At 38.9% G+C, this 14,746-nt stretch carries 11 protein-coding genes; 6 read left to right on the forward strand and 5 right to left on the reverse strand.

Annotation, left to right across the window (positions count from 1 at the left end):
* Positions 1–462: 462 nt before the first annotated feature.
* Together ctlX and OQZ33_RS11070 are read right to left on the reverse strand one after the other, a co-directional pair.
* Positions 463–1,380 carry a citrulline utilization hydrolase CtlX gene (gene ctlX / locus OQZ33_RS11065; protein WP_265799091.1) on the reverse strand — a complete coding sequence of 306 codons (918 nt, stop codon included), beginning with the start codon at positions 1,378–1,380 and terminating at the stop codon, positions 463–465.
* Positions 1,381–1,451: 71 nt separating this feature from the next.
* Positions 1,452–2,900 carry an arginine deiminase family protein gene (locus OQZ33_RS11070; protein WP_265799092.1) on the reverse strand — a complete coding sequence of 483 codons (1,449 nt, stop codon included), beginning with the start codon at positions 2,898–2,900 and terminating at the stop codon, positions 1,452–1,454.
* 326 nt (positions 2,901–3,226) lie between these two features.
* Between OQZ33_RS11070 and argS the strand changes: the two genes are divergently transcribed.
* The 3 genes from argS (at position 3,227) to OQZ33_RS11085 (ending at position 6,548) form a co-directional block, all read left to right on the forward strand.
* Entirely contained in the window at positions 3,227–4,999 is a 1,773-nt protein-coding gene (argS, locus tag OQZ33_RS11075) for an arginine--tRNA ligase (RefSeq protein ID WP_265799093.1), read from the forward strand.
* 131 nt (positions 5,000–5,130) lie between these two features.
* The gene (locus OQZ33_RS11080) at positions 5,131–5,895 is read left to right on the forward strand and encodes a sulfite exporter TauE/SafE family protein (RefSeq protein WP_265799094.1); all 765 of its coding nucleotides are present in this window, start codon (positions 5,131–5,133) and stop codon (positions 5,893–5,895) included.
* An 8-nt stretch (positions 5,896–5,903) separates the two neighbouring features.
* The gene (locus OQZ33_RS11085; protein WP_265799095.1) at positions 5,904–6,548 is read left to right on the forward strand and encodes a DNA-3-methyladenine glycosylase family protein; all 645 of its coding nucleotides are present in this window, start codon (positions 5,904–5,906) and stop codon (positions 6,546–6,548) included.
* A gap of 109 nt (positions 6,549–6,657) precedes the next feature.
* Here the strand turns inward: OQZ33_RS11085 and OQZ33_RS11090 are convergent, their stop codons facing one another.
* The 3 genes from OQZ33_RS11090 to OQZ33_RS11100 all read right to left on the reverse strand — a co-directional run bounded on the left by OQZ33_RS11090 (position 6,658) and on the right by OQZ33_RS11100 (position 8,589).
* On the reverse strand, positions 6,658–6,858 hold the full coding sequence (locus OQZ33_RS11090; RefSeq protein WP_056849847.1) for a hypothetical protein: 201 nt from the start codon (positions 6,856–6,858) through the stop codon (positions 6,658–6,660).
* Between the two features lie 71 nt (positions 6,859–6,929).
* The gene (locus OQZ33_RS11095) at positions 6,930–7,448 is read right to left on the reverse strand and encodes a protease (RefSeq protein ID WP_265799096.1); all 519 of its coding nucleotides are present in this window, start codon (positions 7,446–7,448) and stop codon (positions 6,930–6,932) included.
* Positions 7,449–7,464: 16 nt separating this feature from the next.
* Positions 7,465–8,589, reverse strand: coding sequence for an AI-2E family transporter (locus OQZ33_RS11100; protein ID WP_322975040.1), 1,125 nt, complete (start codon positions 8,587–8,589; stop codon positions 7,465–7,467).
* A gap of 263 nt (positions 8,590–8,852) precedes the next feature.
* On the opposite strand from OQZ33_RS11100, the gene OQZ33_RS11105 reads away from it, so the two are divergent.
* The 3 genes from OQZ33_RS11105 to OQZ33_RS11115 are packed head-to-tail and all read left to right on the forward strand — an operon-like array spanning position 8,853 to position 14,550.
* Positions 8,853–9,935: an efflux RND transporter periplasmic adaptor subunit gene (locus tag OQZ33_RS11105; protein WP_265799097.1), complete on the forward strand. Its 1,083-nt coding sequence runs from the start codon at positions 8,853–8,855 to the stop codon at positions 9,933–9,935.
* 18 nt (positions 9,936–9,953) lie between these two features.
* The gene (locus OQZ33_RS11110) at positions 9,954–13,124 is read left to right on the forward strand and encodes an efflux RND transporter permease subunit (protein ID WP_265799098.1); all 3,171 of its coding nucleotides are present in this window, start codon (positions 9,954–9,956) and stop codon (positions 13,122–13,124) included.
* Positions 13,117–14,550, forward strand: coding sequence for a TolC family protein (locus tag OQZ33_RS11115; RefSeq protein WP_265799099.1), 1,434 nt, complete (start codon positions 13,117–13,119; stop codon positions 14,548–14,550). The genes OQZ33_RS11110 and OQZ33_RS11115 overlap by 8 nt, the downstream gene beginning before the upstream one ends.
* The last annotated feature ends 196 nt before the right edge of the window (positions 14,551–14,746 follow it).

A 14,746-nucleotide genomic window follows, 5' to 3' on the forward strand; every position in this document is an offset into this window, starting at 1 on the left:
CCAGCCGATAGCGTTTCAATGACGTGGAGGTGAGATTAGCACGCAGATTTAGATGATTTACGCAGATAATACAGCGATCTGCGTAAATCTCCGTAATCAGCCGGAGATAATTAAGCGAAAATAAGCTATAGTTTAAGGCGTTCGTCATTGCGAGGTACGAAGCAATCTTACAACGATAGTTTTGCCTTTTGATCGCATTAGGATTGCTTCGTGCCTCGCAATGACATGGAGGTGAGCGGGAAATGAATTAAGCGAAAATTAATTATAGTTTAAGGCGTTCGTTATTGCGAGGTACGAAGCAATCTTAAAACTATGGGTTTGCCTTTGATCGCATTGGGATTGCTTCGAGCCTCGCAATGACGTGGAGGTGAGATTAGCCCGCAGATTAAAATGATTTACGCAGATAATACGGTGATCTACGTAAATCTCCTTAATCAGCGGGAAATAAATCAAGCGAAAAATCTATTGTGATTTCTCGGGTAAATGAATTTCTGCTAACATACACCTTGCGCTGCCGCCACCGTTTTTTTCAATGGTATAAATCGGTGCATAAATAATTCGTGAATATTTTTCTAAGGCACTGATTTGATCCTTTGTTAATGATAAATAGGCCTGCTCTGACATTACCAACAGACTTTCGCCTTGTGCGTTAGATACCTGTAACATGTTTCCAGCAAAGTGATTCATTTGATCATAACTAATGTTAATAATTTCCTTATTAGTTAGTTTAAGTACTTTGCGGACAAAATCGCGTTCATACAAATTTGCAATTGAATCAAAGCAAATAACAGCGAAACGATCTCCGATGCACATCATCACGTTGGTATGGTATATTGGAAATCCGCTCGAATCAAGAGCGTTAAATATAACTGATTTGTACCCAGCCAACTGACAGAAATTGTTAAATGCTTCTACTTCTGTACGAATGCTCAGGCAAGCGTACGCAATTTTGTTAGCACGATCCAAAACCATGCTGCCTGTACCCTCAAGAAAAATATTCGCAGTTTCGTAGAAACTTAAATCGTTCACATTATTTACCTCAAATTTCTCTGTCAATCCATCTAATATTTCTCTTCTACGCTCCAATCTTCGGTTTTCTGAAAACATTGGATAAAGATAAATCGTACTATCATCATGAAAAGAAACCCAATTATTAGGGAAGATAGAATCTGGTGTTTCAGGTTGTAAAGTATCATCTACAACGGTAACATCAACATCGTTTTTTCTCAACAGATCTACAAAATCATCAAACTCTTTTAAAGCCTGGCTTTGTACATCACTTTCAGTTGAGGCTACCTGAAATTTATTATTGCCCGCAGTTTGCTCATTGAATTTAAAATCAACCGGGCGAATCATTAGGAGGTGATTGGTTGTCTGCATAGGAGTTAAAAGTGTAAAGTTAAAAGTTTAAAGATTCTCGACGTAGTGTTTTTGCTTTGATCTTTTTACTTTCAACTTAAACTGTCTCTCAATATCGGTAAACTCATACAGTGGAAACCTCCACGGGCACGAGAAAGTTCTGCCGATGGCATCAAAATTAAAGTATCAGTGATAGTTTCTGCATCTACTTTGCCACTTTCCAAATCCTGAATCAGATCTTTCACATCAACTACATCAAAACCAGCTGCTTTAAATGCCTCTACAGTTTTATCGTTTCTATCGTAACCCAAAACAACACCTTCTTTAATGGCCAACAAATTACAAGAATCTGTCCATTGCTCTCTGGAATCGTATGGGAACTGGTTGTTGCCGCTGTAAATGATTTTGGTTGGCTCACTGCTCTTTAAATCGTTCTGACTAATATCATTCAGTAACGCTTCTACATGTTCAAAGTTTTTCGGTTCCTGTGGATTAGCCTTTGTGAACTGGATAGCAGTTGTAGCTTCTAGTTTTTCAGGCTCCTTTAAAAAATTTATAGGTTCGTATGGATTGTATTTTGGTGAATGGGCAATAGAGTTCAGAATTACCCAGGTATTGCGTTTAACCTGTGTAAAGACCGTGTCTAAGTGCATGTAATCGCGTTTGCTTGGGATCTTAACCACTGTTACTTTTTCTACCACATCGTTGTCAAATAATAACTTAATCGCCTCGTTTGCGCCGTGCTCAGAGGTGCGTTCACTGCAACCGATCAACACATGGTTTTCACTCACCATCATTACATCGCCACCTTCTAGTGTGGTGCTAAAAGCGGGTTCATCGCCTGGACGCAGGAAATGCATGGTAACATCAGGAATCTCGAGAACCTTATTTTGATAGTCGGCAAATAAGGGATGGTTGAAGAAAATATAACGCATCAGAAGCGTTTCGCGAACGCGGGCTTTTTTTGCCGGTTTGTTTAATAAAATATGATTATTGATGGTTGTACCTACATCTCGAGTGAAAATTAAATTCGGAATAGGCGCAAAAATCATCGTATCGTTGGCCAAAGTTCCGGAAATAAAAATCTCCGCCAATTCCTTCGGATCAGTATTCGTCAATTGCATTTGCACCTTATAAGTACAACCCTCAATGGCACAAACAGCAGCCACTAATTTTTTGCGGATAGATTCGTTTTCCAACATTTCACTTAATAGATTTTGAATTTCTATTACTGAATTTGAGTTGTGAAAATCGGGATGATTGGGTTTGTAAAAATTTCTGTTTCCTTCTTCCGAATCTATTAGAGCGAGCTTTCCTTTAATTTTTTCAGGATCTAAGAAGTACATCAGGAGTTTAATGTAGTAATCGTATTCGCCCTTTCGGATAGTATCGAGGTGGACAATATCTTCAAAAAGCCAATCTTGCGCTTTTGATGGAACCACTTTCCCCAATCCGCTATCTGGACTATGAATTAATAACTTACGCAATCTGCCGATTTCGGTGTTTACGCTCACTTTAAAATTTGGATTCTGCTCGCTCATAAATAAGTTAGTTATTGCAAATCTATTAGAAAAATTTAGATATGAGAATGGAGAGGAGAGATTTGGTAGCCGCTTCCATAGAGAAGATTGTTTCTTACAAAAGCCTGACCGCTTAAACCTCATTGCAGCGGCAGCTCCCGATTTTCGATTTTTCATCGAAATCAATCGGGACTACAGCGCCAGCCTGCCGGACGGCCAAGGAAAAGGAGGGCTGTGTTAACCGATTAGCAGAATAGCACCTTTCCAAATTTTTGATAAATATTTTCTAACACAATGCTTTCAGCTTTGGTCTTTCAGCTTTCCGCTTTAATACCTATTTTTACACCATGAATTTTATTATTTCCGAAGCGCAGAAAGCCATCCTTGAACTTTATAAGGAAGAAGTTGCTGAAAGCCTGATCAATATACAAGATACCCGCAAAGAATTTGAAGGCCAGGTAACCATAGTTGTTTTTCCGATTACTAAGATATCTAAAAAATCACCTGAGCAAACTGCAAACGAAATTGGTGAATATTTGGTGGCTAACTTAGAAAATGTAACCAAATTTAACGTAGTGAAGGGTTTTCTCAATTTAAGCATCGCTGAAAGCTATTTTTTAAATCAGTTTAATGATGAAATTTTAGCTCCAGATTTCGGTATTTATCCATCTAACGGGAAAAAGGTGATGGTAGAATATTCTTCGCCAAATACCAATAAGCCACTTCACTTGGGGCATGTTCGTAATAATTTATTGGGTTATTCGGTTTCTGAATTGCTAAAAGCCTATGGTTACGATGTAGTAAAGGTTAACCTGGTTAACGATCGCGGCATTCACATCTGTAAATCTATGCTCGCCTGGCAAAAATGGGGCAATGGAGAAACGCCTGAAAGTTCTGGGTTAAAAGGCGATCATTTAGTTGGAAAATACTATGTGATTTTTGATAAGGAATACAAAAAAGAAATTGAAGCTTTAAAAGCAGAAGGACAAACTGAGGAAGAGGCGAAGAAAAATGCACCATTGATTAGAGAAGCACAACAAATGCTTTTGAAATGGGAGCAAGGCGATGAGGCGGTGGTTTCACTTTGGAAAACCATGAACGAATGGGTTTATGCAGGCTTCAACGTAACTTATAAAAACCTTGGTGTAGATTTCGACAACTTTTATTACGAAAGCAATACCTATTTATTAGGGAAAGACACCGTTGATGAAGGACTGGCAAAGGGTGTTTTCTTCAAGAAAGAAGACGGTTCGGTTTGGATTGATTTAACGGCTGATGGTTTAGACCAGAAATTGGTTTTACGTGCTGATGGGACTTCGGTTTACATTACCCAGGATTTAGGAACCGCTGAAATGAAACACGACGATTTCAATATGGATGAGTCGATTTATGTGGTTGGTAATGAGCAGGATTATCATTTTAAGGTGTTATTTTTAATCTTGGAGAAATTAGGTAAAAGCTGGGCTAAAGGACTTTATCACCTTTCATACGGTATGGTCGATTTACCAAACGGTAAAATGAAAAGTCGTGAGGGAACAGTGGTGGATGCTGATGAATTAATTGAAAGCATGGTGACTACTGCCCGTGAAAAAACCGAAGAGTTGGGTAAAACAAATGATTTCAGCGAAGAAGATAAGGCTGCTTTATATCACAATATTGGTTTAGGTGCCTTGAAATATTTCCTTTTGAAAGTAGAACCTAAAAAGCGCTTATTATTTAATCCTGCGGAAAGTATCGATTTCCAGGGAAATACTGGTCCATTTATTCAATATACGCATGCAAGGATTAAATCTTTACTAGCTAAAGCGGAATATACGGCTAAGTCTGCAAGTCCGAAGGATGGAGAAATGTTGCCTGTGGAATTGGAGATGATTCTTTTGTTGGCAAAATATCCGGCAGAAATTGAGATTGCTGCTAAAGCTTATAGTCCGGCGAGTTTGGCTAATTATTTATATGAATTGGCGAAGTTGTTTAATAAATTTTATCACGAAGTGCCTCCAATTGTTAAAACCGAAGCAGGAGAAACTAAACAATTCCGTTTGAACTTAAGCAAGAAAACAGCTGATATTATTCATTCAGGGATGTTGATTTTAGGGATTACTTCGCCGGAAAGAATGTAGGATAGATGAGAAAAGGGGAATGGGAAATAGGGAATAGAGAATTAGAAATAGAAAATAGGGAATTCGAAATTGAGGTGGAAGAATCAACGGGCATTATGATCTTAAAATCCTTAAATCCTTAATCCTGATCAATGATTAATGAACTGGTATTGCTTTGCCTGGTTGCTTTTGCAGCAGGGTTTATAGATGCTATTGTAGGTGGCGGTGGGTTATTACAAACTCCAGCTACCTTACTTATTTTGCCCCATTATCCTGTAGCTACATTACTCGGAACGACAAAAATCCCGTCGATAGCAGGCACCACTTTAGCGGCTTTCAAGTATTCAAAACAAGTAAAATTTAATTTGAAAGTATTGGCGGCCTGTGCCAGTACTGCTTTTTTTGCCGCACTGCTTGGGGCATTTTTAGTCAGCCGGATTGATAATTCAGTTATCAAACCCATTATTTTGGTGGTGCTGGTTCTTGTTGCACTATATACCTATTTTAACAAACAATTTGGTATTCACCAGGAGAAAAACCACTCTGTTAAACAACAGGTTTTAATGGCGGCCATTTTTGGTCTACTTATTGGTTTCTATGATGGTTTGATTGGCCCTGGCACAGGTTCTTTCTTGATTTTGGTTTTTATTGTAGTTTTAGGTTTTGATTTCATTAGCGCAAGTGCTCATGCCAAGATTGTAAATATTGCAACCAATTTGGCTGCTATAATTTATTTTAGTTCTACCGGCCACATCCTCTTTCAATATGCCATACCAATGGCTATTTTTAATTTGGGCGGTGCTTATTTTGGCACAAAGCTGGCGTTGCTAAAAGGAAATAAATTTGTACGTATATTTTTCTTAATTGTAGTTTTCGGGACGATATTGAGGTTTGCGTATGATATTCTTTTGCGGTAATTTGCTTTATGTTCGAAACTTTTAATCAACATAATTTTTATGAGTTGTGCGACTACCTGGCCAGCAAAGATCAGGAATTGGCCAGCGTTTTAGCAAAATATGGTTATCCACCCTTTTGGACGAGGCCCAACACTTTTGAATCGTTGGTTCATATTATTTTAGAGCAGCAGGTATCTTTGGCGTCGGCGCTTGCGGCTATGCAAAAGCTTAAAGCTAAAATAGGGGCAGTCACTCCTGCGAATTTCCTCAAACTCAACGATGAGGAATTGAAGGCTTGTTATTTCAGCCGGCAGAAGACCGTTTATGTACGTGATCTTGCCGAAAAGATTGGCAGCGGCCAGTTGGATCTTTCACAATTGGAAAAACTTCCTGATAATGAAATTAGAGAGCAACTGAAAAAAGTAAAAGGTATCGGAGATTGGACTGTACATATTTATCTGATTTTCATTTTGCACCATACCGATGTTTTTCCTACTGGCGATTTAGCTGCAGTCAATGCTTTGAAAAGTTTAAAGAAACTCCCAAAAGATACAAATAAAGATGAGTTGTTAAGGGTGGTTGCAGACTGGAAACCTTTTCGCACCATCGGATTAATGATGATTTGGCATTACTATCTGGAGGAGCGGAAACCTGCTAATAGAAAAAAAAGTTAAAAAAAAGCACCGCTTGGTTAAACCAGCGGTGCTTTTTGCATTCCATCCTAATGACTAATGACTAATGACTAATGACTAATGACTAATGACTAATGAAAATGATTAATGACTAGATTCCAAGATCTTCTTTAGCATAATCCGCACGTGTTTCGAATTCACGTTTGTAACCTTTTGCTTTCTCTACCCATTCAGGTGCCTGATCTTTCAAGTCGTCTACAATAGATTTACCCGTAATTGGATCTTTTTTCGTCACATATTTAAAGCCTGCATATACTGCGGCACCAATTATTGCTGTTTTTAATAGTCCCATTTTATTTTCGATTTAATTTATCAATATAACATATGACTATCAGTAATGGTTTTAATTACAACGAATTAAAATTATTTTACAATGTTGAGTTGTAAACTGTCTTTAATCACTATTCCACTAATACTAGCCGAATTATATTTAACGGTGTACTTACCGCTTTTGTCAATGGTAAATGCATTATTTAAGTCGAAATCGACACTGGTGCTATCACCAGGTTTTAACGTGATGTAACTATCAGCCGGAGGTGGCATTACCCTTTTGGCCATCGCACCTTTATAAGCTGCCTCCGTTCCATCTTCCATGGTAACATCAACATATTTACTCATCAGGTTTTCGAAAGGGGTATGCCATTTACAGAATTTTGCAGCGATATCTGCATTGTTATAAACGGTAAATTTTATATTAATCGGCTGACCGATTTTTGGTGTCGATAAAAGTGTCATTTTTCCGGTTATCGCATCTACCGGCGTATTGGCTGTTTCATTTACGGTCATGGTGTCTGTTTTCTTCTGATCAGACTGTTGATTGGATGAACTGCAAGCGGCTAAAATAATAGTGCTTGCGCAAAGGATTGTGCTTAATTTTCTCATGTACAATAATTATTAATTACTCTTTTTCTGCGCCACTTTTTACTGGAACAGGTTTCTTCTTTCTAAAAGATGGAAACGTCATTGGGCTTCTAGCCGGACGTTCATCTCCCAATAAAACACCCCATTGTTTAAACATTTCTGTACGATCGAAAATAATTTTCAATACCGCAACAATTGGTAAGGCTAAAAACATGCCTGAGATTCCCGCAACGCTACCTCCGATAAATACACCAAGAATAGAAAATAACGCATTAATTTTAACTTTTGAACCCACAATCCTAGGCATTAAAATATTGTTATCTAAAAACTGGACCCCAGCGATAACACCCAACACCGTAATTACAGGCCATAATTCTTGCGAAGAAGCCAAGGTTAACAATACACCGATTACATTCCCAATTAAAGCGCCTACATAAGGAATCAGGTTTAATATTGCGAAAACTACTCCAATGAGCAGGGCGTGTTCAATACCAATTAACATTAAAATTCCACCTAATAAAACCGTCATATAGGTAACCTGGATCAATAAACCAACCAGGTAGCTTTTAATGATCGATTCGGTTTCATAAATAGCCTCTTTCACTTTTGGGTGATGATCTGGTTTAAACCACATAAATATAAAACGCAATAAAATATCTTTATAAAAAAGCATCAGATAAATATAGATGGGTAACAGACCGATAAACACGAAAATGCCGCTCAAAGTAACCGCTGCACCACCTGCCAACGAGGTACCCATATTCATCATGTCATCACTTTTATCCTGAATAAAGGCTTTTTGTTCTTTAGCATCATATTGCGAAATTCTACTAATCCACTCGCTTAAAGAATTAATATGCTGCGAAACATTATTTTTAATTTGAGGGAAGTCTTTAACCAATATTCCTATTTGATTAGAGAAAAACCATACAATAAGCGCCACGAATATCGCAACTAATAAAATTGGCAATATGATAGAAAAGGTTTCAGGAACTTTTTTTCTTTTTAGGAAACGATAAAGAGGTAACAGCATAATGCTGATAAAAAATGCCATCAGTATAGGCATAATAATATCGCGACCAATTACTAAAACGGCTACAAGTGCCATTAAACCCAATAATTCTATTGATCGCTTTACAGTTAGAGGTATATTATTCATCATAAATGGTTGTTCCGATTTGAGGATTAAACAGCATGAAGGTAAAAATGTTTTTTGAATTAAACCGGCCAGCAGAAATCTTCTTAATGGTGAAATCATCCTTCATGAAATCAACTTCATTATAACTTCATAATTCTACCCTTATTTCGTATAGGAATTAAGGGAAAGTCGGGTATAATTTGGTAAATGTGATGTTTGCTGAATATTTCGGTTTTCTGCTCTTAATTCTATTGAAAGAATTAAATCAGATAAAATTCAGTTAAAAGATGAACAGAAGTTTCATGTATTTTGGCCTGTGTGCTTTGCTCTGTGCAGCAGGTTGTAATCAGCAAAAGGAAGAAAAAGAAGAAGCAATTACTTATGCCGTAACCTCTCCGGTAACCATCGATACCTCCTTCACAAAGGAATATGTATCGCAAATTAAATCTGTTCGCAACATTGAAGTACGTGCTCAGGAAAAGGGATATCTTCAAAATATTTATGTTGATGAAGGGCAGCAGGTACATGCCGGGCAGGTTTTATTTAAAATTATGCCGCGTATGGCACAGGCAGAAGTTTTGAAAGCTCAGGCCGAAACCAAAGCAGCAGAGTTAGAAGTAGAAAATACCAAATTGCTTTCTGACAAAAATGTGGTTTCGAAAAATGAGCTTGCCATGGCTAAAGCCAAACTGCAACAAGCCAATGCAGAAACTTCCTTAGCCAAATATCATTTATCTAATACCGAAATCAGGGCGCCATTTAACGGCACAATTGATCGGATTCCATTGAAGTTGGGAAGCCTTGTAGATGAAGGCGCACTGTTAACCAGCTTGTCTGATAACAGTCAGGTGTTTGCTTATTTCAATGTTTCCGAACCCGAATATTTAAATTACCAGGCGGCTGCCAAAGCAAAAACGCAGCAAGAAGTGAGTTTGCTTTTAGCCAATAATGAGCTGCTAAAGTCGAAAGGGAAAGTAGAAGTTATCGAGAGTGAGTTTAATAATGAAACCGGAAACATCGCTTTTAGGGCTCGTTTTAACAACGCCGATAATCTGCTTCGGAACGGCGAAACCGGAAAAATTCAAATGGTTGTTCCCCTGAAAAAGGCATTGGTTATTCCTCAGAAAGCCACCTACGAAATTCAGGATAAAACTTACGTTTTTGTGGTTGATAACCGCAATATGGTACACTCACGCAACATCACAATTAGCGGTGAAATGCCCGATTTATATGTGGTTGGCAGCGGATTATCAATAGGAGATAAGATTTTACTTGAAGGCGTACAAAAAGTGAAAGATGATGATAAAATCACTTTCAAATTCCAAAAGCCTCAAGAGGTAATCAAACAGTTAAGATTAAAAACCGAATAACTCCAGCAATAATTTTTTATGTTTAGCAAGTTCATACAAAGGCCCGTCCTTTCTATAGTCGTATCTCTTATTATTTTATTTTTAGGCGCATTATCGGTTTCCTATCTTCCCGTTACCCAATTTCCATCTATTTCGCCACCAAAAGTTAATATCACGGCCGAATATCCTGGAGCAAATAACGAGTTATTAATTAAATCAGTAGTTATCCCGTTGGAGCGAGCTTTAAATGGTGTTCCAGGGATGAAATATATCGCCTCAGATGCTGGTAACGATGGTGAAGCTTCCATCCAGGTGGTATTTAATTTAGGAACTGATCCCAATCAGGCTTCCTTAAATGTGCAGAACCGTGTGGCTGCGGTAACCAATAAACTTCCGCCATTGGTGGTTCGTGAAGGTGTAAAGATCAGTCGTGAAGAATCCAATATGTTGATGTACATTAACTTGTATAGCACAGATCCAAAGTTGAATGAGAATTTTTTGTACAACTTCGCCGATATCAATTTACTTTCCGAATTAAAAAGGATTGATGGGGTAGGCTTTGCTGATATTTTGGGCGATCGCGATTATGCCATGCGCATTTGGTTAAAGCCCGATAGAATGCAGGCGTATAAAATCTCTGTAGATGAAGTGATGAGATCGCTTGATGAGCAAAGTTTGGAAGCCTCACCTGGTAAAACCGGAGAAAGTTCGGGCAAGCGTTCACAAGCTTTTGAATATGTGTTAAAATATTCTGGCCGTTTTAATACGAAAGAGGGTTACGAGAACATCATTTTAAGGGCAAATTCGAATGGGGAAATGTTGCGTTTAAAAGATGTGGCTGATGTTGATTTCAGCAGTGCAGCTTATAATTTGTATTCTAATTTAAACGGCAGACCATCTGCAGCAATTGTTTTAAAACAATCTTATGGCAGTAACGCCAGTCAGGTAATCAAAGATGTGAAAGCCAAAATGGCTGAAATTAAGTCAACTTCTTTTCCAAAGGGATTGAATTATGAAATCAGCTATGATGTTTCCAAGTTCCTTGATGCATCTATCGAAAAGGTAATTCACACCTTAATTGAAGCCTTTATTTTAGTGGGTTTGGTAGTGTTTTTATTCTTGGGAGATTGGCGTTCTACTGTTATTCCAGCCATCGCCGTACCGGTATCTCTGATCGGAACCTTTGTTTTCATGTCTATGTTTGGCATTACACTCAATTTAATTACCCTATTTGCTTTGGTTTTGGCCATTGGTGTGGTGGTAGATGATGCCATTGTGGTGATTGAGGCTGTGCATGCGAAGATGGAAAACGATAGGCGTTTATCGGTATTGAAAGCCACGCAACAAGCCATGAAAGAAATCAGTGGGGCTATTATCGCCATCACTTTTTTAATGGCTTCGGTGTTTATCCCGGTAACTTTCATGTCGGGTCCGGTTGGTATTTTCTACCGTCAGTTTTCCATCACTATGGCAACAGCAATTATTCTTTCGGGTGTTGTTGCGCTAACGTTAACGCCAGCCTTGTGTGCCATTATGTTGAAAAACAACCATGGGAAACCGAAAAAGAAAACTGCTGTTGATCGGTTTTTAGATGGCTTTAATAATGCTTTCAATAAGTTATCCGGTAGGTATGAAATTGTATTGAGCAAAGTGGTGGGTCGCCGGTTGTTAACCTTCGGAGTTCTTGTAGCTTTTTGCTTTGGTATTTGGGGACTAAGCGGAACCGTACCTTCAGGATTTATTCCGAATGAAGATCAGGGAATGGTTTATGCGATTATTCAAACGCCTCCAGGATCAACGCTTGAACGTACCGACCAGATTGCAGAACGCTTGCAAAAACTATGTGAAGATATAGATGGTGTAAAATCAGTTTCATCGTTAGCAGGCTACGAAATTTTGACGGAAGGTACCGGCTCCAATTCAGGAACCTGTTTAATCAACCTTAAAGATTGGAACGACCGTAAACACTCTGCATCAGAAATTATAAAAGAACTTGAAGAAAAAGCAAAGTCTATTCCTGGTGCTACTATTGAATTTTTTCAGCCGCCGGCAGTTCCAGGATACGGTGCAGCGGGAGGGTTCGAACTCCGCTTATTAGATAAAGCGGGTAGTGGCGATTACAAACGCATGGAAACCGTTGGAAATGATTTTGTAAAAGAGCTTAATAAAAGGAAAGAACTGTCATCGGTATTTACCTTCTACAGCGCAAGTTTCCCTCAGTATATGTTAAATATTGATAATGAAATAGCGCAGCAAAAGGGCGTAACGATTGATAATGCAATGAATACCCTTTCTACTTTCGTGGGGAGTAATTACGAAACCAGCTTCATTAAATATGATCGCCAATATAAAGTAATGGTTCAGGCTTTGCCACAATACAGAGCGTTGCCAGCAGATATATTGAAACTATCTGTTAAAAACGATCGTGATGAAATGGTTCCGTTTTCGGCTTTCATGAAGATGGAAAAAGTGTACGGACTATCTGAAATTACGCGTCACAATATGTACAATGCTTCCGAAATTAGTGGACAATCTGCACCGGGCTACAGTTCGGGTCAGGCGATTAATGCCATCACTGAAGTTGCTGCTAAAACGCTTCCAAGGGGCTTCGGTATCGATTGGGCTGGGATTTCTAAAGATCAGGTGTCCAGAGGTAATGAAGCGGTGTATATCTTTTTGATCTGTTTGGGCTTTGTTTACCTTGTCCTTGCCGCACAATACGAAAGCTTCATTTTGCCACTTTCGGTGATTTTATCTTTGCCTGCGGGTATTTTCGGAGCGTTTCTGTTTCTGCAACTATTGGGGTTAGAAAATAACATTTATGCTCAGGTAGCCATGGTGATGCTGATTGGATTGCTGGGGAAAAATGCCGTCTTGATTGTGGAGTTTGCGACACAGCGGCATAGTCAGGGGGCCACAGTTTTAAAAGCCGCTTTGGAAGGTGCAAGCGTACGTTTCAGACCTATTTTAATGACTTCTTTTGCATTTATTGCAGGTTTAATTCCTTTGATGATTGCTTCCGGACCAGGTAAAATTGGAAACAGAACCATTGGCTCTGCAGCAGCAGGAGGGATGTTGTTCGGAACCATATTCGGCGTGATTGTGATTCCAGGATTATACTACATTTTCGGTACCATCGCAGCCAAACACAAGTTAATTAAAATAGAAGAAGAACATCCGTTAACTGAAGAAATTGAAGATAATGTTTAAGCAAAAAATTTATAAAATACTTGGTTTAGCCATCATTGTTGCCACTTACAATGCCTGTAAAGTGCCAGATTTTGCCCAACGTAATGAGCATAAAAATACACCAGCTAGTTTTAATACCTCAGTAGATAGTACCAATACAGGTGCTGTACAGTGGCGTAGTTTTTTTACCGATCCAAATTTGGTAAACCTGATTGATACGGCCCTTAAAAATAACCAGGAACTAAACATCACCTTGCAGGAGATTGAAGTGGCTAAGAACGAAATTAAGGCTAAAAAAGGTGAATTGCTTCCTACTGTGGGCTACCGGGTAGGTGCTGGCTTAGATAAAGTTGGCCGATACACCAGTTCGGGTGCCGGCGATGCCTCAACGGAGATTACTCCGGGTAAAGGTGTACCAGAAGTGCTGCCCGATTATGCATTTGGTTTGCAGGCCAATTGGGAGGCCGACATCTGGCATAAACTTCGCAATTCCAAGAAAGCCGCAGTCGACCGCTATCTGTCTTCGGTTGAAGGAAAAAATTTCGTCATCACCAATTTGATCGCAGAAATTGCCAATACCTATTACGAATTGCTGGCACAGGATAATCAGCTGGAAATCGTTAAGCAAAATATCGCCCTTCAAAGCAATGCGCTTGAACTGATGAAAATTCAAAAACAAGCTACAAGAGTTACTGAACTTGCCGTACGTAAATTTGAAGCCGAAGTGTTGAGTTCAAAAAGTTTAGAATTCGACATTCAGCAAGACATTACCGAAAGTGAAAATAAAATCAATTACCTATTGGGCCGTTTTCCACAACCAATTGTTAGAGATCGAAATGCTTTTAGTTTATTGGTTCCACCTGCTATCCAGGCCGGATTGCCTGCTCAGTTACTGGCAAACCGACCTGATATTAAACAAGCCGAATACGATTTGGAAGCAGCAAAATTAGATGTTAAAGTGGCGAAGGCACAATTCTATCCTTCATTGGGGATTTCTGCCAGCATCGGTTATCAAGCATTTAATCCTTCCTATTTATTACGCACACCAGAATCGTTGATTTACTCCCTTGCCGGAGATTTGGCCGGTCCACTAATCAATCGCAATGCGATTAAGGCAGAGTATTTAACAGCAAACGCTAAACAGTTACAAGCCGTTTTCAATTATGAAAAAACCATCTTAAATGGATATATCGAGGTTGCAAATCAAATTTCGAATATTTCGAATCTCCAAAAGAGTTACGATCTAAAATCAAAACAGGTTGTGGCGTTGACGCAATCCATAGAAATTTCAAATGATTTGTTTAGAGCGGCGAGAGCTGATTATTTCGAGGTTTTAATGACACAAAGGGATGCGTTGCAATCTAAATTGGAATTAATAGAAACCAAAAAACAGCAGCTAAATGCGGTGGTGAATATTTATCATGCTTTAGGCGGGGGGTGGAATTAAACCCTCCGTGCTACAGCACAGGTTTGTAATAAATTAGGTCGTCATTTAGAAATGAACTTTTCGCGATTGAGAAATTTGTTCATTCATCGTCATCCTCTCGTAGGCTGGGATCCTAAAGCGATGTAAAGGCTTTGACGTTTTCTCCCCGAAGGTAAATCGGGACAGGCTCTTTCATTGTCTCCTATGCCGGATAGCA

This window comes from Pedobacter sp. MC2016-05, from assembly GCF_026239735.1.
GTDB lineage: Bacteria > Bacteroidota > Bacteroidia > Sphingobacteriales > Sphingobacteriaceae > Pedobacter.

Bases quoted from the DNA above. Each gene is read 5' to 3' on its own strand.
- OQZ33_RS11110 (WP_265799098.1), top strand. From the start codon at position 9,954: ATGTTTAGCAAGTTCATACAAAGGCCCGTCCTTTCTATAGTCGTATCT.
- OQZ33_RS11100 (WP_322975040.1), bottom strand. From the start codon at position 8,589: ATGATGAATAATATACCTCTAACTGTAAAGCGATCAATAGAATTATTG.
- OQZ33_RS11115 (WP_265799099.1), top strand. From the start codon at position 13,117: ATGTTTAAGCAAAAAATTTATAAAATACTTGGTTTAGCCATCATTGTT.
- OQZ33_RS11085 (WP_265799095.1), top strand. From the start codon at position 5,904: ATGTTCGAAACTTTTAATCAACATAATTTTTATGAGTTGTGCGACTAC.
- OQZ33_RS11105 (WP_265799097.1), top strand. From the start codon at position 8,853: ATGAACAGAAGTTTCATGTATTTTGGCCTGTGTGCTTTGCTCTGTGCA.
- OQZ33_RS11070 (WP_265799092.1), bottom strand. From the start codon at position 2,900: ATGAGCGAGCAGAATCCAAATTTTAAAGTGAGCGTAAACACCGAAATC.
- OQZ33_RS11095 (WP_265799096.1), bottom strand. From the start codon at position 7,448: ATGAGAAAATTAAGCACAATCCTTTGCGCAAGCACTATTATTTTAGCC.
- ctlX (WP_265799091.1), bottom strand. From the start codon at position 1,380: ATGCAGACAACCAATCACCTCCTAATGATTCGCCCGGTTGATTTTAAA.
- argS (WP_265799093.1), top strand. From the start codon at position 3,227: ATGAATTTTATTATTTCCGAAGCGCAGAAAGCCATCCTTGAACTTTAT.
- OQZ33_RS11090 (WP_056849847.1), bottom strand. From the start codon at position 6,858: ATGGGACTATTAAAAACAGCAATAATTGGTGCCGCAGTATATGCAGGC.
- OQZ33_RS11080 (WP_265799094.1), top strand. From the start codon at position 5,131: ATGATTAATGAACTGGTATTGCTTTGCCTGGTTGCTTTTGCAGCAGGG.